This is a genomic window from Bifidobacterium sp. ESL0732 (assembly GCF_029395535.1).
Classification (GTDB): domain Bacteria; phylum Actinomycetota; class Actinomycetes; order Actinomycetales; family Bifidobacteriaceae; genus Bifidobacterium.
The window spans coordinates 1,644,571-1,668,445 of sequence record NZ_CP113920.1; the positions used below are offsets into that span (position 1 = coordinate 1,644,571).

Here is a 23,875-nt window from a genome sequence, read left to right on the forward strand (position 1 = left end):
TCTCTAGACTACAAATCTAGAGACCCAGCTTTAGTTTTCTCATATGGAAATTACTTATCCAACTTCTCGTTGGCGAATTGAGCGGCCTTGTCCAAAGCCTCTTTTGCACTCTGCTTGCCTTGAAGCGCCAGAGCGATTTGCTGCTTCAGATAAACGCTGCCGCCCTGGTCCGTCAGCTGTGCAGGACGAGCCATGTAGCCATGCTTAACACCATCAAGAGTGATTTTGAGCGCCTTGCCTTGCAGGTCGTCATCCTTGATATTCTTGTAATAAGGATCATCGAGACCTTTCTTACTGGAAGGATAGGTGTTCGATAACTTGGCGAATTCCAGCTGGTTCTTATTGTTGGTGACATATTTGACGAACTTGAGAGTCTCCGCCTTATGCTTGGTGGTCGCGCTCACGCTAAGCATCTCATAGCTGACGCTGGTCGAACGGCCATCGTAGTTGAGCCTCGGACCGACAGTAAGATGATTGTAGAGGTCAGGAGAGTTCTTCTTGAAATCCGCGGCAGAATAGGCGCTACCGGCCAGGGTCATGATGGAACCACGCTGGAAGTAATTGCCTTGCTGGGACCAATTGGCATCCAATGACTCCGGGGGCATGCCCTTGGACTGATAGAGATCGATATACTTCTGCAGGAACTCAACGCCTTTGGGAGAGTTGAAGATGAACTTTGTGTGATCCTTGTTCATGATCGGCACTCCGGCACCCGCGAACTCCATCACCTGCGGTTGCTGCGAAGTCAGGTAGGCGCCGCATCCGCTCTGAACCATGGTCTTGCCAGCCGCGAAGAAGTCGTCCCATGTCTTAGGCAGCTTGTTCGGGTCGAGGTTGCACTTCTTCATCACATCTGCGTTGTAATAATACGGTCCGTCATTGACGTACCACGGGAAACCATAGGCACCTTTTTTCAGCTTCTTGCCTTGGAAGGTCACTGCTTCCCACGCATTGGGCAGGTAGTCATTCTTCGCGTTCGGGTCTTCCTTGTCGATGTTCATCAGCGCCCCAGCCTTGGCAAGGCCAATCTGATGGACCACGCCGGCATCGACGATGTCCGGCAATTCACCGGAGGCCGCCTGCGAGGAAAGCTTTTCCTCGTAATTGTCAGCGGGCTGATCCATCCACTTGATACGCACATTGGGATTTGCCTTTTCATAATCCGCAATGAGCTTAGTAAAGTACGGCGTATATTTGTCGTTTTTAAGGTTCCACGTTTGGAAAGAAACTTGAACCTTGCCGCCTGAGCTCTTGCTGCTCTGGGACCCGCCACACGCGGCGACGGAAGACACCATGGCAGCAACGCCAACAATGGCAATCATCTTCTTCGATGAAATCATCTTTTCACCTTCCTTGTTTTCTTCTCCAATTTGAAGAAAATGTTCAACAACTAAACCACCGAGCGACATTGCCGCTCGTAAGTAAGGTTAGTTAACTATTTTATAATTGTCAACTTAATGAGCTAGTTAAACTGTATTTAACTAAAAGTTTTCAATATAAATAGTTAGGTTTTCTAGACAAAATAAACATAATTATCTATTGCTTAGTTTTCAAATATATTTTCGTTATCACGCATAGAGCCAAGGGCAATACATCCAATACATATGCCAGGAAAGCAACATCCGATGTTGACGGCCCAAATGATCCGACGCACCAACATGTTGAACACAACCTGTTGCTTTTCACCCGATACATTCAGCAAGTTCAGCAATCCTGCGACTGACGTAATTCTCCAAACGCGCGACAGTCAGATCCTCATAACCGTCGATCGAAGCGAATTGAGGACCTTGTGAAGTGTCTGTAGGTATAAAGGCTGTCTGCGCCAGAGTCGTGGCGCCCGAGGCGGCAGCGGACTCGAGACCAGTGAAGGAGTCCTCAATAGCAATACAATGCGCCATGGCAAGGGCAAAGTCGGAGTCTTCAACATCGGTATTGTTGCCCTCACTTTGCACGGTTTCATGTTCGATACCAACCAATCGTGCAGCCGCAAGATAAGGGGCAGGATCTGGTTTTGCAGTCAAATGATCATCACCGCAAACACATCCCACAAAAGCCCCCTTAGGAGCTTGTGCCATCAAATTTTCAGCCAACTGACGAGGCGAAGCCGTGACCAGGACCGAAGGGATCTTGGCATCTGCCAATTGCTGCAACACGTTTTCGACCCCTGGAATCCATGGCATGTGGGCTTTTTCAAGTTCACCAACACATTTGACCATCAAACGTGCGACTTCATCAACCGGCAACTGCACACCATTCTTGACCACGCGTGCGGCCAACCGTGGAACCGGTTCTCCTGAACACGCCCAGCCGATCTTTTCGGTCCAAAAACCTCCATGTGTAAGCGAAACGACAATTTCCGCATCATGCCAGTAAGGCTCGGAATCAATAAGAGTACCATCCATATCCCAAAAAACCGCAGTAAGCATTGCGAATCAGCCTCCTTTAACGACTTTGTTGATCAACCGTTGTACGGTCTTCTGTAAGATAAGCCGCCCCGAGCGCTCCGACCGGGGCATCATTTGCAACAAGACGCAGCCGTTTGTCCATTCTTAGCGATGCTACGAAATCGGAAGATGCCGCAAGCCGCGATATCGCACTATTCACGCAATCCAGCAGAGGCTGCCCTACCTGACTGACTCCCCCGCCGAACACAATCTGAACAGGGTCGAGCGTCAGCGTAAGCATCTGGACGGTATGCGCCAAACCCATGCCGAAACGTTCATAGATTTTAAGGGCATTCGTATCACCGGCAGCCGCCTTCGCCATGAAGTCTTGGGCTGGGTAGCCTTGCGCAACCGGCCATTGCTTTGCCAGTGCCACGCCCGAAACGACAGTCTCCACGCAACCCCGCTGTCCACAAGCGCAGGGCTCCCCACCAGGTTCGATGATCAAATGGCCTATCTCACCGGCGACACCGGTGGCACCCCTCATAATCCTGCCATTGACAATGACTCCAGCAGCCACTCCCGTACCGATATTAAGAAATACGAAATTGCCTTTGCCGTGACGCGAGAGACGATACGCGCCAAGAGCCGCAGCATTCACATCATTCTCGACTACAACCGGACGATGAAAACGATCTGTCAGAATCTTGCCGAGCGTTAGTTCATCAACATCAAGATTCAGTGCATTGCTTACCCTGCCGCTGGACACATCCACCGTTCCGGGAATGCCCACGCCAATGCTTTCAAGCTCAAAGCCATGGCCATTGCGAACAGCAACGTGATGCAATGCTTCTGTAATAGTACTTACTATTCCTTCGACAACAGCCCTTTCGCCACGTTGTGTCGGTCTGCTCAATTGCGCAATAATATGCCCGACACAATCGGTGACCACAACGAGGACTTTGGTGCCACCTACGTCTACTCCGACGCGAAGAACGGAAGAATCATCCGAATTTGTGGCATAATTTTGACCTTGTTCGTTGTCTTTCTTCATCGTGCTTGTCCTGTCTCAACCCGCAATCATGGTGTCCTTGAAGCAGGTTATCTTTGTTTAGTTAGGAACATTAACTGATTATGGCACAAAATTGTCTAAAGTTCAAATTATTTAGTAAGTTTTCTTTTTGTGCAAGATAAAAGAATGAATCGGGGTAAACCTTTGGCGGGAGCTTTCCGAAAGCAAATACGACAACTCATGTTTCAAACAACAGGTTATTGAAGATTTAACCGGACTGGAACATAGCATGACACTGACAAGGTGGCAGAAGGGTTACTGACAAACAGGCATATTCATGAAAATACGACAGAAGTTATTGTCATGCCATAATACAATAGTACAAATTCGAAGACGCAGAGCAGTCGTCCTCTTAACAAAAGGATCAATGATGAGCAATAATAGTCGAACCCAATACGCGATGGAAGAGAAAAACATTGTGTTTCGTATCGAAAAGTGCTCTATTCTCGCTTTCGATATTGGGGGAACCAAAATTGCTTCCGGTCTGGTGACCTTACCTAAAACCAACGGTGCAGGAACAACCGACAGTTCGGATGGAAGTAATCGGCAAATAGATAAACAACCCGGCGTCATCCTGTCGGCCAAAATCCCCACCTTGGCCGGACGTGGCGGTGACGATATAATCTCTCGGCTGGTAAAGTTCACACAGGAACAACTCAGGGAATGCAAGCAATGTGGGATTACCCCAGATGCCATCGGCATCGGTTCGGCGGGTGTGGTTGACAGCTCAACAGGAACAATTCTGACAGCCACAAATCTCATTCCCGGATGGGCCGGGCAACACTTGGCTGATGCGCTAGAAAAGACAACAGGTTTGCCTGTGCACGTCATTGGGGACGTGGGGGCTCACGGCCTTGGAGAAGCAAAGTATGGCGCAGGGCGCGGGTACAACAGCGTACTTTCGGTGGGTGTGGGTACCGGTATCGGCGGAGCGTTCATCGAGGATTGGAAACTTTGCGAGGGGAGCCACTACGCAGCCGGCAATATCGGACACATGCCACATCCGCTTGGGCTTGGGATACGCTGCTCCTGCGGTGCAAAAGGACACATCGAACCAGTGGCCTCCGGTACTGGACTGGCGACTTTATATAACCGGATGAAGGACCTTATCCTGACCGACGACGAAAAGAATAAAGTGCCTGCCTTGAGCAACGGCAAAGAGGTGAGCGATCTGGCCTCAAGTGGCGATCCAACAGCCATAGCCGTTATCCAAACCAGTGCACATGCGTTGGGCGAGTGCATCGGTGGGGCATGCAATCTCATGGATCCTGAAGTGGTGGTCGTCTCTGGGAGCGTGACGCAAGCCGGTCTGTTGTGGTTTAACCCATTATTGGAGGGCTTCAAAGACAGTGCACTTCCTGCAATACGCGATACTCCATTGTTGCAGGGTTCGCTTGGAAACGAGGCACCACTGATTGGAGCAGCCGTGGGTGCCATACAATCGATGTGCGCTGCTTAAAGTTTGATATTTCGCAACACAAAATCAACGTATAACTTCCGCTCTTTAAGAATACGAAAAAACAATAGGAAAGGAAGACCATGAATCAGATCATCGAACAACTCAAAGGCGGCCTCATCGTCAGCTGTCAGGCATACCCGGGAGAACCATTGCGGCATCCCGAAACCATGGCGCAAATGGCGATGGCGGCAGAAATCGGCGGCGCTTCGGCCATACGCTGCCAAGGGCTTGCGGATATCGCGGCCATCAAAGGACAGGTGAAGATACCGGTCATCGGTATCTGGAAAGAGGGGGACGAAGGCGTCTATATCACCCCCACCCTGCGGCATGCCCGTTGCTGTATGGCAGCCGGAGCGGATATCATCGCGCTGGATGCCACCCGACGTCCCCGGCCAGACGGACTGACCTACGCCCAAACCGTAAAGGCCTTGCACCAGGACGGCGCAATCGTCATGGCCGATTGCGGCAGTGTCGGCGACGCTCGGCAAGCCGTTGAAGCAGGCAGCGACATCATCTCCACAACGCTGTCTGGCTATACCGGCGAACGACCGAAAACCGACGGCCCCGACTTTGCTCTGCTCAAATCGATGGTTGCGGAATTCCCGAACATGCCGGTGTTCTGCGAAGGACGCATCCACACACCCGATCAGCTCACCGAAGTCATGAACTGCGGGGCCTGGGCAGCGGTGGTCGGCACTGCCATCACCCATCCGACCTCCATCACCAGCTGGTTCAAGGCACGACTGAACCGTTAGTTGCGTCCAATAATACGTAAATCAAAAATGTCTTTTTCTACCCGTTAACTGTGACGAACGGAGGGCTTGCCGAAGATTGCTGAGGCAAAGAAAATCATCGGAATCGGTTACCGGTAAAACAGCCAAGCGGATATTGTCAATATGACAGCAATATTTGCAGACAATGACCTGAGATCAGTGTCAGGCGAACCCGCATATGCGGCAAACGAAAGGAATACAATGACGAATCCGAAATACGAGATGGGCACCGTTGCCAACCGCACATTCATGGCCAACGAGACCTATGAGCTGCTGAACTTCGGCAAGGGCTTCCCGGTACCGCAGGGTGGATCGGGATGGCTTGACGACGAAGGCCATATCGACCCATCGCATGGTGTACAGACCTGGATTACGGGACGCATGACTCATGTCTATTCAATCGCCGTGATGCTCGGCTATCCGGGTGCCGAAGCGTTGGTGGATGCTGGGCTCAAGGGACTTACCGGCATCCTGCACGATGACAAGAACGGCGGCTGGTATCCCTCCATCCAGGCCGACGGCACACCCGAGGCGGGGAAAACCTGCTATCCGCATGCATTTGTCATGCTTTCCGCGTCTTCGGCCCTGCTTGCGGGACGCCCAGGAGCCGAGGAACTGCTTGATGAAGTCCTGAAGATCTACGATCAATACTTCTGGGACGACGAGGCCGGGCTGGCCGTCGATACGTGGGATACCACTTTCTCAAAGCTTGACGATTACCGCGGTATCAATGCCAACATGCACACCACCGAGGCTTTCCTCGCCGTCGCCGATGCCACCGGAGACAACAAATACCGTGTACATGCCGGCCGTATCATCGACCACGTCGTGGGCTGGGCGAAGAACAACCACTGGCGCATCCCGGAGCATTTCGGACCGGATTGGTCGATCAACCTCGAATACAACGCCGACAAGAAAGACGACCAGTTCAAGCCCTACGGCGCCACCCCGGGCCACGGCATCGAATGGGCCCGCCTCATCACGCAATGGGCGCTGAGCTCCTTCGCCAACCGCGCCGGAGCCAAGCCCTACATCGATGCCGCCGAACACCTGTTCAATCAGGCGGTCACTGATGGCTGGAACCGCAACGGTACGACGGGCATGGCCTACACCGTCGACTGGGACGGCAACCCGGTGGTCACAGACCGCATGCACTGGACACTGGCCGAATCGCTCAACACCTCCTCTACGCTCTACAAGGTCACCGGAAAGGAAGAGTACCTCGACTGGTATGCAACCTTCGCCCAGTATGTCGACGAGCACCTGATCGACCACGAAAAGGGCAGCTGGTTCCATCAGCTCGACCAGAATAACCACGTCATCGGCACGGTGTGGCCGGGCAAGTCCGATGTCTACCACGCCTTCCAGTCCACCCTGGTGCCTTTCCTTGATCCGTCGGTCTCGATCGCCACGGCCGTGAAGAACGCAGAGTGACCCATAAGCTGGGGCTACAAACTTACTGAATGGGCATGCAACACAACGCAACGCATTACCATTGCTGCCGATGCTGCGTGCCTGTCTTCTTATGCAATAAAAACCAATGACATTACGCCCATGGAGCACACCATAAGAACCGTCCACCTGATGTATTATGCTTAAGTGTTCCGGCGCAAACCGGGCTTGATATTTGATAATTCAAGAATGGGGATGATCGGTTTCGACGGTGACCTGTTCGTCGCAGGGAAGCGTGCCGAGAATGTGGAGTCCACTCGAGATGACCTCCACGAAACAACAAGTGCTAAATCTAATCGCACTGAGTTCGCTCTCGCTGCCTGAGCTTCGCGCCAGGATTAACCAGTGAGCAGCTGCTCCGTCCACTCCTTTTCGTCTTCGGAAGGATGTTGGGCGTCATTAGAGGACTTGCTTGAGCCATTGAACCACAGGGTGACTCAGGGACTTTAACTGTAGATATGCTCGCCATCCATTGTCCGCGACACGGATGGGGGCAGAAAAACTGCCAAAAGGCCAGCGGACTACGCACGTAGAAGACTGAGGGTTCGGTCATCGGACCGGGGTTCAATTCCCCGCATCTCCACTGTTCAAACGCTGTCAGGGTCATCCTTGGCGGCGTTTTTCATTATCAAAAAACGAATCAGTTCGCACTAGACTTGGTAACCATGAGAATCGTGTTGCAAAAAGTCAGTAAGGCCGATATCGACGTCGTGGACGAAATCAGCGGCGAAGTCGACGAATCGTTTGAACCACAGCATATCGGCATCGGATATGTGCTGCTCGTCGGGGTCAGTGACGAGGACGGGCAGGAACAGGTCGATTGGCTGGCTCGCAAAATCAGCAAGTTGCGCGTGTTCGAAGACGAAAACGGGAAAATGAACCTTTCGCTTGGCCGGATCGGCGGCGAGATCCTGTCGGTTTCGCAGTTCACCCTGTTCGGTGACGTGCGGAAGGGCAACCGGCCAAGCTTCATCAAGGCCGGCGAACCGGAACACGCCAAGCGCGTCTGGCTTCAATTCAACGAGGCGCTACGGTCGGAGGGCATCACCGTAAAAGAAGGCCGATTCGGCTCGCATATGCGAGTGAGTCTGACCAATGACGGCCCGGTGACCATCCTCTTCGATACCGACGAGCTGATGGCCAAACACTGACGACAAAATGTGACAGCCAGCCACTCATTGGCAGTGACATTTCGCGAGCACGACTTCGCTTCAAAGCATGGGTCATAATCGTACATTGTTTACTCATACAACACGAAGATGCGTGCAAAATCAACAAAATCAGCCTTAAATCGCGAGTTTCATCGCAGGCTCAATGACGGTGCGAGCAAAATCAAGGAAATCGTAGCAAAACACTGATTTTCATCGCATCTTCGTGCCGCACACGCCGACCGTCGACGTACAGCTACTTGATAATCGGACGGAGCGGTGCCGAAACATCGACCTGATGCTTGTCGCCTATTTTGGTGGGGTCGTTGATGATCTTATCGACCACGGCCTTCTTGAGTTTCATGTCGGAAGAATCTCCCCAGACAATGACCCGTTCGCCTCCATTGAGCTCCGTCGTGACGGAATCCTGGGTTTTCGCGGTCACCTTGGTAATGGAACCACGCATATTGTGCCCAAGAAGATTCAGGACCTTCAAAGCCTGCTGAACCGAACGATCGCGAAGACTCGTTTCCACGTTGTTGACTTCGATGACAGGAATCCCCTTGGTCGAGACGTTTTCGACCTTGTTGAGTACTCGCCCGTACCCATCGACCGCAGTCTCGCTGCCGTCGGGAGTCTTCAGCATCGCTGCAGGCTCCTGCGCCGTAATCGTGACCTTGATTGCCTTCGGATAGATTTTCTCAACTTTGGCCATCGAGACACCAGGAATGTCTTTCAGCTCCTGTTCAACGTCCCCGCTCGAAACCAGCAGCAGCGATTTTCCGGCCTGTTTCTCAGCAATCGAAACGACACGGGCCTTACCGACCCACTGGTTCTCGCCCGACACCGAAATCTGGTGGGCATCAAGCAAAAAGACCGGCGAAAAGAAGAGCAGCCACCCAAGAGCCGCCAAAAGAGCCACAACCACCAGGGCAATCAACACTTTGGTCATCGTCTTAAACCTACTGACTCGCCGACGTTCCTTCAAACGCGCATTGAAATCGATGACCTTGGGACGTGCCGCAATACCCAACGGGCTTGAGGTCTGGTTCAAGGTTTCACCCACCAGATCCTCGTTTTTCAGTGCCCGGGCATCGACAAAATCGCCCGGAGCGCTTTTGGTGACGGCATTGGCCGACGAAGCCGATCGCGCTGAACGGGAAGGCCGAGAAGCCTGATCCGTATCCGCCAATGGCTCATCGATACCGTATTTCGGTTTCGTCGATTGACGACGTTGGAAAAAACCGACGGATTTTTTGTTGCGGGATTTCGGCGAATCGGAGGATCGGGAAGATCGTCCGGCACCCGAAGATGCTTCCGAAACCGCGACCCTGCGCTTTTTACGGCGAGGATCTACGGTCGTGTCATCTCTTACAGGCGTACCGGATACCACCGAACGCGTCCGACGCCCGGAACCACTTTCGGAACCCTTCGCTGACAATCCAGACGATTTTCGTCCGTTTCCCCCGCTATGGGAATCCGAATTTTCGGTTTTGCGCCGCTTTCCCGTCGACACGCCAAAATCGTTGACCCTGGGTTCATCCTCCGAAGACGCAGACCAACGAGACGAAGAAGCGGCACTTCGACCACGACGGTTTGAACCGCCTTTCCCTCCGCCTCCACTGGTTACATGACGACCTGCCATCAGCGCGAATCCTTCGCACGCGCTTTGAGCAAATCAAGCATGACGTCATCCATTTCGGTGACATCTCCCGCTCCGACTGTGATAAGGACATCACCCGGCTTTGAGTGACGGACCAACGTCGCGGCGCCGGACTTAAGATCCTTTGAAGCCGAAATCCAACCTTGAGAGGGGTTATGAGGCAAGCTGCCAGCAGCATCGACAACGACCTGGGAGGTGATATCCGGGAAATCCTCCTGACGTTCACGTGCCGGGTAAATCGGAGCGATGACGACATCGTCGGCCTTGGCCAGTGCGGCCGCAAACCGGTCGATAAAGAACTTGGTACGGCTGAACAGATGCGGCTGGAACAGCACACGAATGATGGAATCGGGATATCGGCGACGGGCGGCATCGAGTAAAGCCGCGATTTCGGTAGGATGGTGGGCATAGTCGTCGACCACCGTCACCCCGTCAACAACGCCGTTGACCTCGAAACGACGAGACGCGCCTTTGAAGGTCGCGGCCGTGCGGGTGGCGAGCGCCGGATCCATTCCCAAGAGCGTAGTGACGATGATCGCCGCGGTCGCGTTGCGGGCGTTATGGATACCCGGAATCCGCAAAGTGACCGGGATGCGGCGCTTTTCGTCAGATCCGGCAAAACCTGCCGGCAACTCGATGGTGAACCGTTCCGTGCCATCTCCCGCGCTTTCCTGCTCTGAAAGGATATGGACAAGCTGCGGACGAACAGCATCGGTATCGGTCGGTTTATCTTTATTTTCAGCAGATTTTTTATGCATCGTGCCGCTGGTGCTATTGTCGCGAACGTTCGCATCATTCAAGCCCACGATTTGAGTGATATCAGCGCTCGCCTGCGTCGTATAGCAGATTGTCTTGGCGGCCACCTCAGCCGGTAACGCACGCACGATGGCCTGCGCGCCCTTGTCGTCGACGGACATGACCACGTATCCCTTGGCATGGCTGGCGTATTCGACGAACGCCTGCTGGTAGTGCTCGGCATCTCCGTAATGGTCGAGATGATCGGCCTCAGCGTTGGTAATCAGTGCGAATTGCGGCCGGTATTTTTCGAAACTGCCGTCAGATTCGTCTGATTCGGCCACCAACACGTCGCCGCTGCCCGCGTGTCCGCCATCAATGGCGACACCATCAGGGCCTTGGATGGAACCACCGATGGCATAGCTCGGATCGGCAAGCTTGACGGCCATGCCGGCTTGTGCGCTGATATCGATTCCGCCATCGGCTTGTGCTCCAGCGTTGACGAGAATATGGGAAATCAGCGAACTTGTGGTGGTCTTGCCGTGCGCACCGGCGACGCTGACCGCACATTTGCTGGCCATCAGCAGCGCGAGGATATCGCTGCGATGGACGATATGCGCTCCAGCAAGAGCGGCCGCAACGATTTCGGGATTGTCTGGTTTGATAGCGCTGGAATAGACGACGGTCTGCGCACCCACAACGTTTTCGGCTCGCTGGCCAAAATAGACCTTGACACCCAAGGCAGTCAGCCGGTCGGTTTTGGCGTTGGCTGCGCGGTCGGAACCGGAAACCTCGACGCCTTGTTCGCTGATCATTTCAGCGAGTACGCTCATGCCTGCTCCGCCGATACCGATGAAATGGGTGTGTCCCAGCGACGTCAACGTATCCGACGGGCCGAACGCGGCCTTCGTCGGGTCAAGCACGATGGGTTCAGAGCCGATAGTTGACTGCACGATACGCTCCTTGGACACTAAAATCTACCGTTGAAAAACATCACTGATGCCGTTATACCCGATTCCTCGGCTTTATCGTTGCCTTGGACGCAAACCCACGCAGACTACTTGCAATTCACTGAACTGAATGGACAGACACACTGAAATGAAGCAACATTGGGCATATCCTGCCATACAGTCAGCTAACGGCCGGAATCGGCGAAGTCAAGGGCAATACGGGCCATAATTTCGGCGGCGTCACGGATGCCGTAATCGTGCGCCTTGCGGCCCATGTCCTCAAGCCTTTGGGAATCGGCAATCAAGGCAGGTACATGCCCACGCACCCAATCCGATGAAAAATCAGCGTCAGCAACCATCAGCCCGCCTCCGACGTCGACCACCGGCTGCGCGTTGAACCGCTGCTCACCATTGCCGATAGGCAGCGGCACATAAACGGCCGGCATGCCGATGGCGGCCAATTCGCTGACCGTTCCGGCACCGGACCTGCAAATCACCAAATCGGCCGCCGCAAACGCCAGATCAATGCGTTCCAAATATTCGGCGACATGGTAATCACCGTGGCCTGCGTGGGCCGGGTCCAAATCGGTGAGCGCCTGCTCCCCTGCCGTCTGAATCACATGCCGATTGACCTCAGCGCTTTTCTTGCGCCCGGTAAGGTGAATGACCTGCGTGACTTTCAACAGGTCGGCGGCCGCAGCGCTGACGGCCTCATTAAGGCTTACCGCTCCCAGCGATCCACCGGTAACTACCACCAAAGGACGTTCAGGATCGATGCCGAGTTGCGCGGCGGCGAGCTTTCGTGTGCATTGCCTGTCATCTTCCAGTTTTTGGCACAAATCTGCCATTACCGGCCGCAATGGGAGCCCGACGCGGCGGATTTCGGCGCCGCCATGCGCTTTAAGACCGGTGTTTTCGTAAGCGGTGCCGATGAAATCAGCCCAACGCGCACCCAGTTTGTTGGCCATGCCTGCACGGGCGTTCTGCTCGTGGATGACAATGGGCAGTCCCATGGAATGCGCCACGGAATAGACGGGCGCGGAAACGTAACCGCCGAAACCGACCACCACGTCGGCCTGACGACGCTCGAGAATTGCACGCACCTTCTTCTGCTCCTGCCGCCACCGACCCGGGAAACGCAGCGCCTGCATGTTTGGACGCCGCGGGAACGGCACCTTGGCGATGGTGTCAAGTTCGAAGCCGGCCTGGGGCACCAGATCGCGTTCCAGTCCAACGTCGGTGCCAATCACGCTGATGCCAGCCTGCGGGTCTTGGCGCTTGATGGCGGAGGCGACGCTTAAGAGCGGGTTGACATGCCCGGCCGTACCGCCTCCGGCCAATACGATATGTTTCATATTCTCTTTCCCTGTCCGCCTCTATAACGGTATCGTCAACGTCTTTTTACCATTCTTCAGCATCTTTCAGACACGCGACGAAGTGATATCCATATGAATCTCAGGCTGCATTCTCATCATACTGGTGGATACACCCGCCGCAAAGAGGCACATCACCAAGCTCGAGCCGCCTGCCGAAACGAACGGCAACGGCACGCCCATCACCGGCAGCAGGCCAATGACGACCATAATGTTGATCAGCGCCTGACCCACAATCCAGATGGCGATGCAGATCAGAACGCGAGAGGCGTATTTGTCGGGAGTCTGCAAGGCGATGACGAACATGCACCAGCCAAGGATGGCGAAAAGAATAACCACGGCGGCGGCACCCACGAATCCGGTCTCTTCGCCGATGATGGCAAAGATGAAATCGTTGTGGGCCTCTGGCAGATAGTTCCATTTTTCGCGGGAATTGCCGATACCTACGCCGAAGAGCCCACCTGAGGCCATGGCATATTTGGCATGCATCGATTGGTAGCACTCCCCCTGCAACGCGGAAGCCGGGCAGGGGCGATACGCGGCTGTAATACGAAGCATACGGTTTGGACTGGTCACCACAAACAGGACCACGAGCGCCAGCAGCACGAGACCAGACCCGATCAGCCATTTAGTCGGGAAACCTCCGACCAACATCGCAGTGACGCCGATGGCCACGAGAATCAGCGCCGTACCGAGATCGCCGCCGAGCATGACGGCGCCGAGACACCCCATAAAGACGACAATCAGAGGCAGATAGGCTTTGAAGCCCTCGCGCTCATAATGTTTTGCCGCCGAGGCCACAGCCCACGGCATCCAGATACACAAAGCGAGTTTCATGAATTCCGCCGGCTGCATGGAGCCGAGGCCAGGTATGCCGATCCACCCCTTGTTTCCGTTGACCTCAATCCCGATCGGCGTCATGGTCAACAGCTGCAGACAGATTGCGATCACCACGAACACAAACGAGGCCTTGCGGTAGCTTTCAGAGCGGAAACGCATCGACACGAAGCAGGCGATCAGGCCTAGCACACAGAAGAACCCCTGTGTTAGCGCCTGTTTCCAAGGGGAAAGCCCATAGGAAATCATGGTCACCGAAGAGGCCGAAAACACCATGACCACTCCGAAGCAGGTCAGGGCGATCACCGCGATGCGGAAACCGTAATAGCACCACAAAGGGTTCATCAACGCGTGGATGCCTGAATAATCGGTGACTTTGAGCACTTCGGAGGTATCGGTATCGACCTGCCGGTCGGAGACACCCACATCCTTAACTTTGTAATACATCAGATTCAGGCGTGATCGCGATTGCCTCTTGGTTTTATCGCGGTCTCCATCTCGAGAGTTGACGGTTTTGCTTCGCCCGTATCTGGACACAGAGTTGCGGCCTGAACGGGTCTTTTTCTTGGCCCTGCGTTCCGGTTTGCTTTCATCGTAGTCGTATACACGTCTAGCCATGCTTGCGTACCCAATCACGGGCGGCGTCGGCAAACTGCGAGCCGCGGTCGGCATACGAGACGAACTGATCCATCGAAGCGCAAGCCGGTGCCATCAGCACCACGTCGCCACTTTCGGCATAGTTGCCGGCGGCTTCGACTGCACGATCCATCACGCCTGCTTTGTCTTTAGGATCAATGACGGTCAAGGGGATATCCGGGGCGCTGGCCTTGAAGGCGTCGAGCATGGGCTTCTGGTCGACGCCAATAATGACGGCGGCTTTGATGGTTTTGGCCTGATCGGCCACGAGGTCTTCGAAATGACCACCTTTGGCCAAGCCTCCGGCAATCCAAACCACAGATTTCGGCTTGTAGCTGGAAAGCGAGGCGTGGGCAGCATCGGCGTTGGTGGCCTTGGAATCGTCTACGAAACGCAATGTGCCACCATCTTTGAAATGTTCGGTGGCGACGGTCTGGATGCGATGGCCGCCGGGGGCAAAGGCACGCAGGGCGTCAAGACAGCGACCCGGATCGGCGCCCAAGCCCATCGCCAAAGCAAGGGCGGTGATGGCATCGGCCAAAAGGTGCGGATAAACCGTACCGTCGGGTTCGCATAGATGCGAGAATTCAGTGACTTTGGCCAGTGCATTCATATCGCCGGCCGGAGCGCCTGCCAAGCCGCTGGCGTCGACGATCCAGCCGTCGGCAATGCCGATCTGACCGGGTTCGGGGGCATGGAGAGTGAAGCCGATCTTGCGACATTCCGGACCAGTCTGTGCCGCTTGGGCAAGATTTGTGACACGTTCATCGTCGGCATTGAACACCAGCACACGCTTGGCCGCATGGAAGACCTTGGATTTGTCGGCCGCATAATTGGCCATGCCACCGTGCCAGTCGAGGTGATCGGCGGCGATATTGGTGATGGCAGCACAATCGAGCGCCAACGAATCGGTGAAATGCATCTGGAAGCTGCTCAATTCCACGCACAACACATCATGTTTCGGGTCGACGGCAGCCAGGCTTACGGATTTGCCGATATTGCCCACGGCCGGGGCGTCCATACCACAATCAGTAAGCATGGCGGAAACCATCTGCGTGGTCGAGGTCTTGCCGTTCGTACCGGTGATGCCTATCCAATACGCGGGTTCGTGCAACGCCGAATGTTCGGCCGGGACCCGCAGCGCCCAAGCCAGCTCAACCTCGCTGATCACCGGAATACCTCGGCGCTGGGCTTCAAGGATAAAAGGTGTACGCGGATTGAAAACCGGCGAGGCGACGACGATATCAACATCGTCCCAATCGATATCGTCAAAGGAATGCAGATCGGCTTCAGGCTTCTTCTCGTCGACGCTCAACACACGGCCCGCGCGACCTTGCAAGGCTTCGACGGCACCGCGACCGGAAACTCCGAGACCGGCTACCAATACGGTCTTGCCACTTACATCGAGACGTGACGACCCGTTTGCGGCGCCGTCACGACGCACCGACGAAAAACCGGAATCTCCTGCACTCTGCATCTCAATCTGCCTTTCCTTCAAGCTTTTAGCCTCAACGTTGATTCGAATAGTCCCTATATCAGCAGACCGGAACGCGAAGCCCAATCCGTATAGAAAATCATGAGACCAATCAGCACGAACATGAACTCAATCATCCAGAAGCGCACGACGACCTTCTGCTCGCTCCAACCTTTCAGCTCAAAATGATGGTGAATCGGCGCCATCTTGAAAACTCGCTTATGCGTGAGTTTGAAGCAGCCCACCTGGATGACGTCACTCATCGCCTCGATGACATATAGTCCGCCGATGATCACGGCAAGGAATTCGGTGTGGGTGGCGATGGAAAGTGCGGCGAAAAGCCCGCCCAAGGCCAAAGAACCGGTATCGCCCATGAAAATGGTGGCAGGGTTGGAGTTGTACCAGAGGAAGCCGAAGCAGGCCACAGCGGCGCAGGCCGCGATAATCGTCAGATCCAGCGGATCGGAAACCGCGTAGGAATAGCCCGGCTTCGGACCGCCCTTGACATGATAACTTTCCCAGAAGGCGATGATAGTGTAACCGGCCAAGGAGATCATCGAGGAGCCGGTGGCCAGCCCGTCAAGCCCGTCGGTCAGGTTGACGGCGTTGGTCCATGCGATCATCAGGAAATTGACCCAGATTACGAAGACGACGATGGCGACGGCCCTGCCCGCGAACTCGAAGCTGAAGAAAGGATGCTCAATGAAACTCATGCCCGCCTGGGCAGAGGGAAAACCTGACTTGGTGGGAATAAGCAAAGCCAGCACCGCATAAATGGTGGCAAAAACGAATTGGCCGAAGAACTTCCCGCCGACGCTCAACCCGGTGTTCTGCTTTTTACGCACTTTGGCGAAGTCATCGATGAATCCCAGACTGCCCATCGACACCATCGCGAAAAGCACCAATACGGCCGACCACGAAACAACCTGGCCGCCAGTCAGTCCACGGTATATCGCGGAAGCACCCCAGCCGAGCAACACGGCCAGAATGATGACCACGCCACCCATTGTGGCGGTGCCACGTTTCAAAAGATGCGACTGTGGGCCGTCCTGACGGATGTACTGGCCGTAGTGCAGCCTGTGCACCAGTTTGATCATGGCCGGCGTGCCGATCATCGTGACCAACAGCGAGACCACAATGCCGATGATGAGGGAAATCAATGTTTCGGCTCCACTTCTTGTTGCGTTTTCTGTTCCATGCCCGCCCAACGTTCGGCCAAAGCGGAAAGCCCCGAAAAATGCGAACCTTTAAGCAGCACAACAGTGTCTTGGTGACGCCGTGCGATTTGTGCGACCAACCGCTCGGCGTCGACGGCGCTATGTACCCATTGCACCACGACGGGGGTACGCTGCGGTCCGTCTGAAGCAATGGTTGTATCACAAACTGTATCGGCTGGTGCAGCCTCAGATGATGCGCTGCCACCCGACACGTCACCAGTAACCTGCAGCCCTTCGGCACCTTGCGCCAACGCGTGTGCCAGATCGTCAAAATGCTTGTCGATTTCGTTGCCCACCGCGATAATCTCATCGAGCCCGAGGGATGCGGCGTAGGCACCGATCTGGCGGTGTAGCTTCAGCTCGTCGTCTCCCAGTTCGAGCATCGCGCCCAGAACGGCGACACGGTAGGGCTTTGGTTTGCTTGCGGTGCTATCGGTTTTATCTTGCGTTTTCTTTTCCGACGGCTCATCAGGTGCTTCCCAACGGGCCAGCCCGTCAAGTCCGGCCCGCATGGAATCAGGATTGGCGTTGAAGGAATCGTCGATAAGCGTAAAGGAGCCTGAACCTTCACCCAGATCGACCAACGATACGGCCATGCGGTGCGGACTGATATGTTTGACGTCGCCAAGACCTTCGGCGATGTCGGTGAGAGGCATACCAAAATAATCAGCCACCGTGGCGGCGGCCAATGCGTTGATGACGTTGTGCGCTCCGCCGATACCCAAATGCACCTGGGCCATTTCGCCGTTCGGGGCCACCAGTGTAAAGCTGGGACGGTCGAGCGTGTCGACGCTAATATTGGCAGCGGTCATTTTTTTTGATTGAGGCTGCGCCTCGCCATTCAAACCGAACCAAAGCACATCACCGGGCGCAAATTTCGTCATCGCCGCCACGCGTTTGTCGTCAGCGTTCAAGACGGTGACGCCGCTTGGCACCAAGCCTTGCACTATTTCGCTTTTGGCCTGTGCTATACGTTCCACGGAACCGAACTCGCCCAAGTGAGCCACGCCGACTTTCAGCACCACGGCCAAATCCGGAGGCACGATGCGTGTCAGATTCGCGATTTCGCCGACATGGTTGGCACCCATTTCGGCGACGAAAAAGCGGGTGCGCTCCCCCACCTTCAATGCGGTCAACGGCAGGCCGATGTCGTTATTGAACGAACCCACCGGAGCCACGGTTTCGCCAAGCTTGTCCATCAGCGATCGCAGAAGATCTTTGGTGGTCGTCTTGCCGACCGAACCGGTGATGCCGATAACGGAAAAATCTTTATTCGACTGCCGGCGACGCACGATATTGTGCTGCGCCAAATGTCCCAAAGCGGCAACAGTGTCGTCCACCACAATCTGAGCAATGCCGTCCGCACCGGCCACCACGTGGTCGACCAAAGCCGCCACCGCACCTTTCGCACCGGCACCGGCCACGAAATCATGCCCGTCGACATGCTCGCCTTTGATGGCAACGAACACCGATCCGTTTGTGATTTGCCGCGAATCGCTGAATACCGAAGTGGCCACGGCCCCATCAGGCACCGCATAACCGGGACCCGAAACGATGCGGCCACCGACTGTCTGCGCAATCTCCTCGATTGTCATCGGCATCATGCCGGATTCGCTATCCGAAGTTCCGGTCATCTTAGCGCTCAACGTATGCCACCTTTTGTCCATATATCTTTAATATTGCCAGCAAAGCAAACCGTAGTCAGTCTGTACACAACATGCCAGACGAAATACCGTCGCAAAAGCTTTCATTGCATTTCCTTCGAAACGCGCAGGGCATTGCGAATGTTGCTACGACGGACCCCTGCATCCAAAGCCATCGCGATCGCCAAGGAAAGACGACGCTGGCCCTGCAAGCCACCTGCCACACTCGCCTGTCCGGCCAACCAGCTGGACTCCTCGTCACAAGTGACCAGACGCTTGCGTTCGTCAATCGAGAAACCGTACAGGTTTTGCACCGACTCGAGCACATGAGCCCCTTGGGCCTTGTTCAGCATTTCGATGGAACCCAAAACATCGACGCTGACACCTTCAAGCGCGCCTGGGCGCAGAGTCTGATTATCAGCGGAAATCACCATCGCCGCAGCACCGTCCTCAGAGCAGACGGCAAGCGTGTGCTGAACATCAAGAATCCCCAAAGGATAAGTCAATTCCAGTTCACGCTCCAACGAACTGGAACCAGATCTGCTCACGATGCCCACAGGATTACCAAGCATATGCAGGAAATCGGCCAGACGAACCACATCGGCCTGAACCTCTTCGTCATCCTCACCACAGACGACGAACACGGCCATGGTATTGGCCGGAGTTCCCGCGATGTCAGAGGCCAGCTCACCCATGGTTTCCTGGTCGGGAACGGAAAGCAAAGCCGGGACACCTACCGATTGTGCCTGCGAAAGCAAAGATGGCGGCACCAAAACCGCATAGGCGCCACGAGCCACAGCCAACGAAAGCAACGAGGGGTCGTCATTGCTTTTCAGAATGTAAAGAGCCCCCGGACGCACCGAATTCGGGCTATCAGCGATCGAGGTGACCGTAACGCCGTCGGCGAATTTAGGTTCAAGCCCAAAGCCATAGTGACTGGCGATATAGCCCAAAGTCACACGCCGCGAAATCGATTCGCTTACCACGCTCATGCTTCGACCTTTCCCGCAGGAAACGTCGGGTAGCGGCCAGCTGCCACTGCTCTGTCCCGTTTCATGCTGTTATCACCATTTGTCACCACGTCACAGGAATAGCATTGTTGCGAGGCTGGGAGGGAGGGACCTCGTACTTCTGCATAAGGAATTCACCGATTTGCTTGAACAACGCACCGCTGGTGAGACCGCCGTAGATGCCCTGAGGATTGCGCATCACCACAGTAAGCACGAAACGCGGATTGTCGGCGGGAAGGATGCCCGAAAAATCGCTGACGATGCTGTCGAGTGCGCCGGTTGGACCGGCCACCTGTGCGGTTCCCGACTTGCCGGCGACGCGATAGCCGTCGACACCAGTCGTTTTCGCGTATTCCTCGCCTGAAGACTCCATCGCATTCATCAGCTGCGCGTTCACGTTGGCATCCATGATGCGTGTGCCCTCATCCAACGGCTGCTTGGTAACATGGCCGTCGGCATCGACCGTCGAATCGACGATGGAAGGCTTGCGGTAGATGCCGCCGTCGCCAATGGCTGCGATGGCATTGGTCAATTGGACGACGTTGGTGGCATAACCCTGGCCGAACAGTATGGTGTCGCGTGTGCGCTTGTCCCATGCGTTCGGATTGGTCAACGTCCCGCGTGACTCCCCAGGCAGGTTAAGGCCTGTGGGCTGGCCGATGCCGAATTTGGTGAGCATGTCGTAACGGTCCTGGTCTTTGTAATCGTTGGAAGACATGACCATGCCGACGTTAGAAGATTGCTGGAGGATGCCGGCCAACGTCCAATTGGAAAGGGGATGCGGCGTGACGTCAGTGAAAACCTGGCCGTTTTTATCGAGTCTATCGGGAACCTGGAAATGATCGGTCATCTGATGGATACCATGCTGCAACAATCCCGCCATTGAGAAGGTCTTACCAATCGAGCCGGGTTCAAAGGTTTCCGAAACCGCACGGGAGACGCTGAGCTTGGCCTGATCGCTGCCGGCCTGAACATCGTCGGAATCGTCGAGGGCGATAATCTGATGGGTGCGAATGTCTTCGACGCAGGCAATAGCCCAATCCGCTTTGTATTGGTCCTTGCCGTCTTTCAACACCTTTTTGACGAACCAATCGACGTCGGAATCAATGGTCAGCTTGACATCGCTGCCGTTGCGGGCAGCTTGCGAATCGGTCAACGTGCCGGGAATTTCGACACCGTTGTTGCCCTGTTGGTAGATCTTGTATCCGTCTTTGCCGGCAAGCGTCGAGTTCTGAACCTGTTCCATTCCCGAAACGCCATTGGTCTTGTCGTCGACGCCGCCGAGGAAGGCACCCATGAGCGTGCCGTCGGAATAGACGCGGTTCTGCGAAAGCTCACCGTAGACGATGCCGCCAAGACCAAGTTTGTCAAGCTTGCGTTTGGCCGCGGGTTCCACGTCCTTTTTCAAGACAGCATAACGGCCTGGGCCGGCAAGCTTGCCGCCAAGCTCCATGGCATCCATGCCCAGTATCGGAGCAGCCATCCTCGCCACACGCGCGGCACCGACCACGCCAAGTGTCTTACCGCCGTCTTTCTTTGTCTGGGTGCAATTGTCGGTGATCTGTGTGCTGCAGATCGGGTCGTATTCCTGAGCGGCCTTCGGATCGCCGATGATGGTATAACGCTCCACGCTTTGCGCCAAAACGGCTCCGTTGCTGTCCAGTATCTTGCCCCGCATACCATGGACGGGCACTTTGAGCGTCCGTCCTGCCGTGGCAGCCTCAGCCATCTCGCGGCCGTTGAGCAACTGAAGATTGGCCAATTGGCCAAAGCACACAACGAATACGAGCGCAAGCACCGTGGCGATCACGGCGCAACGCGACACGAATTGCTTGCCTTTGGTTTTATTGGCGTAGGAACGCATAATCATTGACCCTTATCCGTAGGTTGGTATCCCTGAAGATCTATCGACAATGGACCGGACTGAGGAACCATGCCCATTTTCTGGGCGCGGTCGGGAAGACTCGCCTGCAGGCTGTCAAGCTGCGCCTCGTCGTCCTCGACATCCTGATTGAGCTTGCTGATGTTGGCCTGCACCTGAGCCTGTTGGAAGGAATTCTGCACCATTTGTGTGCGCAGAGCCAACGACCCGAGCAATGCGGCGAAAAGGAAGATCACCGCGATGATGACATGGACCACCGAAACCGTATTGATCCTGCTGAAAATACCGGCAGCGAGATTTTCACTGTCTTTTTTCGCTTTGCCGCCGGCGACGACCTGGAGCTCGGGACGGGAAGACGTCGTGCGGTTATCGTCTTCACGGCCGGCTGGTGCGACACGGGAGCGAACCGATCTTGCTGTGGCGCTGCTCATCATTCCCTCCTTTTCCTTCGATTGTCTTGATTGTGTTTGTCTTGATGCTTCCGCCTGTCATGCAAAAACTTGTTGTGCGCATCCGGCCCATAGCCCAGGTCTCGGTCGCCCGGATTTTCCTTGGCGTCTTCGGCGAACCTGTTGCGCCAGCGCTCGGGGATTTCCCGTGTTAGCTCTACCCCGCGCAATCTGACGGGTGCCGAGCGTGGATTATGTTCGATTTCGGCTTCATCGGCCTTGATTGCCCCACGGGTCAGTTCTTTGAAGAACGGTTGCGCGTCGGCAGGCACGATCGGCAGATCGGCGGGAGCGTCGACAACAAGCCCCTGGGCCATAAACGTCTTGACCGTGCGGTCTTCCAGTGAATGGTAGGATTCGACGACCAGTCTGCCGCCTAGCTCAAGCCTGTTGGCAATCTGCGGCAGCGTACGCTTGAGCTTGTCAAGTTCGCCGTTGACTTCGATACGAAGGGCCTGAAAAACGCGCTTGGCGGGGTTGCCTTTGGCACGGTGGGATTTGGGGACGACCCGGTCGACCAGAGCATCCAGCTGGCTTGAAGTTTTCAGCGGCTCTTTTTCACGTTGACGGACGATGGCGCGAGCAATCGGCTTGGAGAACCGTTCCTGGCCATATTCGCGAAAAATCCGGACAAGTTGGCTTTCGGAATATTGTGCGAGAATCTGCGCGGCATCGAGGCTTTGGCTGGTGTCCATACGCATGTCAAGCGGGGCGTCGTGCGAATAGGAGAATCCTCGGTCGGTCTCGTCGATCTGGAGGCTCGAAAGCCCCAAGTCCATAAAAGCGGCATCCACATGTTTCAAACCGAGGTTTTCTAGTACATCGTCAAATTCGTCGAACGCCGCATGAATCGGAGTAAACCGGGCGCCCAGCCCTGCTTCCTCCATGCGTTCCGTAGCCATGGAAAGCGCTTCTTCATCACGATCGATGCCGACAAGTCTGGCTTGCGGGGCGGCCTTCAAAAACGCCGTCGCATGCCCGGCCAGGCCGAGGGTGCAATCAACCACTACGGCATCAGGATGTTCCAGCGCGGGAGCGACCAGCCGGACGCATTCGTCCAGCAGAACCGGTGTATGGATATTGTTGAGATCAGTCATCACCACTCCACCGCCGGCAATACATCATCGGCTATATCGGAATAGCCTTCCTCCTGGTCGGCGAGATAGGCATCCCAGGATTCCTTGTTCCAGATTTCGGCACGGGTGCCCACACCGATCACCACAATGTCGTCGCCCAGATCTGCGTAACCGCGCAAGGTCTGCGGGACCAAAATGCGGCCCTGCTTGTCCGGTTCGCCCTCGACCGCACCGGAAAGGAAGACGCGCAGATAGCTTCTCGTGGCTTTGTTGCCCATCGAGGCACGCTGAATCCGCGCTGCTATACGCCGAAATTCGGTTTGGGGAAGCAGATAAACGCATTTTTCCTGACCGCGAGCCATCACCATGCCCTCGCCAAGCTGCGAACGCATCTTGGCTGGTAAGGCCATACGCCCTTTCTTGTCGATTTTGGGGGTATAGGTGCCGAGCAACAGGGGTTCCGCCTGAGGTGCAGAAGCTGATACAGGAATCAAATTTGTAGGTCTTTGCAGTGGCGAAGTAGCGGAATTAGAGGCACTATTGGCATTCACACCTGCTGCGTCAGGCTTCGAACAATCGTGGAACGGTTCGTCGTCGATGGAGTCGTTATCGCGTTCCGCCATTCCGCCTCCTCTTTTCAAT

At 55.3% G+C, this 23,875-nt stretch carries 19 protein-coding genes and 1 other RNA gene; 5 read left to right on the forward strand and 15 right to left on the reverse strand.

Features of this window, described 5'->3' with window-relative positions:
* Positions 1-50: 50 nt before the first annotated feature.
* The 3 genes from OZX70_RS06390 to OZX70_RS06400 form a co-directional block, all read right to left on the reverse strand.
* The gene (locus tag OZX70_RS06390) at positions 51-1,340 is read right to left on the reverse strand and encodes a sugar ABC transporter substrate-binding protein (RefSeq protein WP_277180019.1); all 1,290 of its coding nucleotides are present in this window, start codon (positions 1,338-1,340) and stop codon (positions 51-53) included.
* Between the two features lie 342 nt (positions 1,341-1,682).
* Positions 1,683-2,426, reverse strand: coding sequence for an HAD family hydrolase (locus OZX70_RS06395; protein ID WP_277180021.1), 744 nt, complete (start codon positions 2,424-2,426; stop codon positions 1,683-1,685).
* A 16-nt stretch (positions 2,427-2,442) separates the two neighbouring features.
* Positions 2,443-3,438 (reverse strand): ROK family protein, encoded by a 996-nt coding sequence (locus OZX70_RS06400; RefSeq protein WP_277180023.1) that lies wholly within the window; start codon positions 3,436-3,438, stop codon positions 2,443-2,445.
* Between the two features lie 418 nt (positions 3,439-3,856).
* Here OZX70_RS06400 and OZX70_RS06405 point away from each other — a divergent pair, with 418 nt between their 5' ends.
* From OZX70_RS06405 to dtd, 5 genes are all read left to right on the forward strand, one after another.
* Positions 3,857-4,915 carry an ROK family protein gene (locus OZX70_RS06405; RefSeq protein ID WP_277182138.1) on the forward strand — a complete coding sequence of 353 codons (1,059 nt, stop codon included), beginning with the start codon at positions 3,857-3,859 and terminating at the stop codon, positions 4,913-4,915.
* An 80-nt stretch (positions 4,916-4,995) separates the two neighbouring features.
* A complete protein-coding gene (locus OZX70_RS06410; RefSeq protein WP_277180025.1) occupies positions 4,996-5,670 on the forward strand; it encodes an N-acetylmannosamine-6-phosphate 2-epimerase in 675 nt (224 codons plus the stop codon).
* Positions 5,671-5,889: 219 nt separating this feature from the next.
* Complete coding sequence (locus OZX70_RS06415; RefSeq protein WP_277180027.1) at positions 5,890-7,122, forward strand: AGE family epimerase/isomerase; 1,233 nt, start codon at positions 5,890-5,892, stop codon at positions 7,120-7,122.
* Between the two features lie 209 nt (positions 7,123-7,331).
* Positions 7,332-7,726, forward strand: a transfer-messenger RNA (tmRNA) gene (gene ssrA / locus OZX70_RS06420).
* Positions 7,727-7,805: 79 nt separating this feature from the next.
* Positions 7,806-8,291 carry a D-aminoacyl-tRNA deacylase gene (gene dtd, locus OZX70_RS06425; RefSeq protein WP_277180029.1) on the forward strand — a complete coding sequence of 162 codons (486 nt, stop codon included), beginning with the start codon at positions 7,806-7,808 and terminating at the stop codon, positions 8,289-8,291.
* A 253-nt stretch (positions 8,292-8,544) separates the two neighbouring features.
* Here dtd and OZX70_RS06430 read toward each other — a convergent pair whose 3' ends face one another.
* The 12 genes from OZX70_RS06430 to mraZ all read right to left on the reverse strand — a co-directional run bounded on the left by OZX70_RS06430 (position 8,545) and on the right by mraZ (position 23,856).
* A complete protein-coding gene (locus tag OZX70_RS06430; RefSeq protein ID WP_277180031.1) occupies positions 8,545-9,933 on the reverse strand; it encodes an FtsQ-type POTRA domain-containing protein in 1,389 nt (462 codons plus the stop codon).
* The gene (locus tag OZX70_RS06435; protein WP_277180033.1) at positions 9,933-11,639 is read right to left on the reverse strand and encodes a Mur ligase domain-containing protein; all 1,707 of its coding nucleotides are present in this window, start codon (positions 11,637-11,639) and stop codon (positions 9,933-9,935) included. The genes OZX70_RS06430 and OZX70_RS06435 overlap by 1 nt, the downstream gene beginning before the upstream one ends.
* Positions 11,640-11,821: 182 nt before the next feature.
* Positions 11,822-12,991 carry a UDP-N-acetylglucosamine--N-acetylmuramyl-(pentapeptide) pyrophosphoryl-undecaprenol N-acetylglucosamine transferase gene (locus tag OZX70_RS06440; protein WP_277180035.1) on the reverse strand — a complete coding sequence of 390 codons (1,170 nt, stop codon included), beginning with the start codon at positions 12,989-12,991 and terminating at the stop codon, positions 11,822-11,824.
* Between the two features lie 66 nt (positions 12,992-13,057).
* Positions 13,058-14,464: a putative lipid II flippase FtsW gene (gene ftsW / locus OZX70_RS06445; protein ID WP_277180038.1), complete on the reverse strand. Its 1,407-nt coding sequence runs from the start codon at positions 14,462-14,464 to the stop codon at positions 13,058-13,060.
* A complete protein-coding gene (gene murD / locus OZX70_RS06450; protein ID WP_277180040.1) occupies positions 14,457-15,959 on the reverse strand; it encodes a UDP-N-acetylmuramoyl-L-alanine--D-glutamate ligase in 1,503 nt (500 codons plus the stop codon). Before murD ends, ftsW begins: the two co-directional genes overlap by 8 nt.
* A gap of 53 nt (positions 15,960-16,012) precedes the next feature.
* Positions 16,013-17,116 (reverse strand): phospho-N-acetylmuramoyl-pentapeptide-transferase, encoded by a 1,104-nt coding sequence (mraY, locus tag OZX70_RS06455; protein WP_277180042.1) that lies wholly within the window; start codon positions 17,114-17,116, stop codon positions 16,013-16,015.
* Positions 17,113-18,777: a UDP-N-acetylmuramoyl-tripeptide--D-alanyl-D-alanine ligase gene (gene murF, locus OZX70_RS06460; protein WP_277182139.1), complete on the reverse strand. Its 1,665-nt coding sequence runs from the start codon at positions 18,775-18,777 to the stop codon at positions 17,113-17,115. Before murF ends, mraY begins: the two co-directional genes overlap by 4 nt.
* A gap of 143 nt (positions 18,778-18,920) precedes the next feature.
* Positions 18,921-19,808 carry a UDP-N-acetylmuramyl peptide synthase gene (locus OZX70_RS06465; protein WP_277180044.1) on the reverse strand — a complete coding sequence of 296 codons (888 nt, stop codon included), beginning with the start codon at positions 19,806-19,808 and terminating at the stop codon, positions 18,921-18,923.
* A gap of 82 nt (positions 19,809-19,890) precedes the next feature.
* Positions 19,891-21,690, reverse strand: coding sequence for a penicillin-binding protein 2 (locus tag OZX70_RS06470; RefSeq protein WP_277182140.1), 1,800 nt, complete (start codon positions 21,688-21,690; stop codon positions 19,891-19,893).
* Positions 21,691-21,692: 2 nt separating this feature from the next.
* Positions 21,693-22,142 carry a hypothetical protein gene (locus OZX70_RS06475; RefSeq protein ID WP_348519428.1) on the reverse strand — a complete coding sequence of 150 codons (450 nt, stop codon included), beginning with the start codon at positions 22,140-22,142 and terminating at the stop codon, positions 21,693-21,695.
* The gene (rsmH, locus tag OZX70_RS06480; protein ID WP_277180046.1) at positions 22,139-23,254 is read right to left on the reverse strand and encodes a 16S rRNA (cytosine(1402)-N(4))-methyltransferase RsmH; all 1,116 of its coding nucleotides are present in this window, start codon (positions 23,252-23,254) and stop codon (positions 22,139-22,141) included. The genes OZX70_RS06475 and rsmH overlap by 4 nt, the downstream gene beginning before the upstream one ends.
* Entirely contained in the window at positions 23,254-23,856 is a 603-nt protein-coding gene (gene mraZ, locus OZX70_RS06485; protein ID WP_277180048.1) for a division/cell wall cluster transcriptional repressor MraZ, read from the reverse strand. Before mraZ ends, rsmH begins: the two co-directional genes overlap by 1 nt.
* Positions 23,857-23,875: the final 19 nt, after the last annotated feature.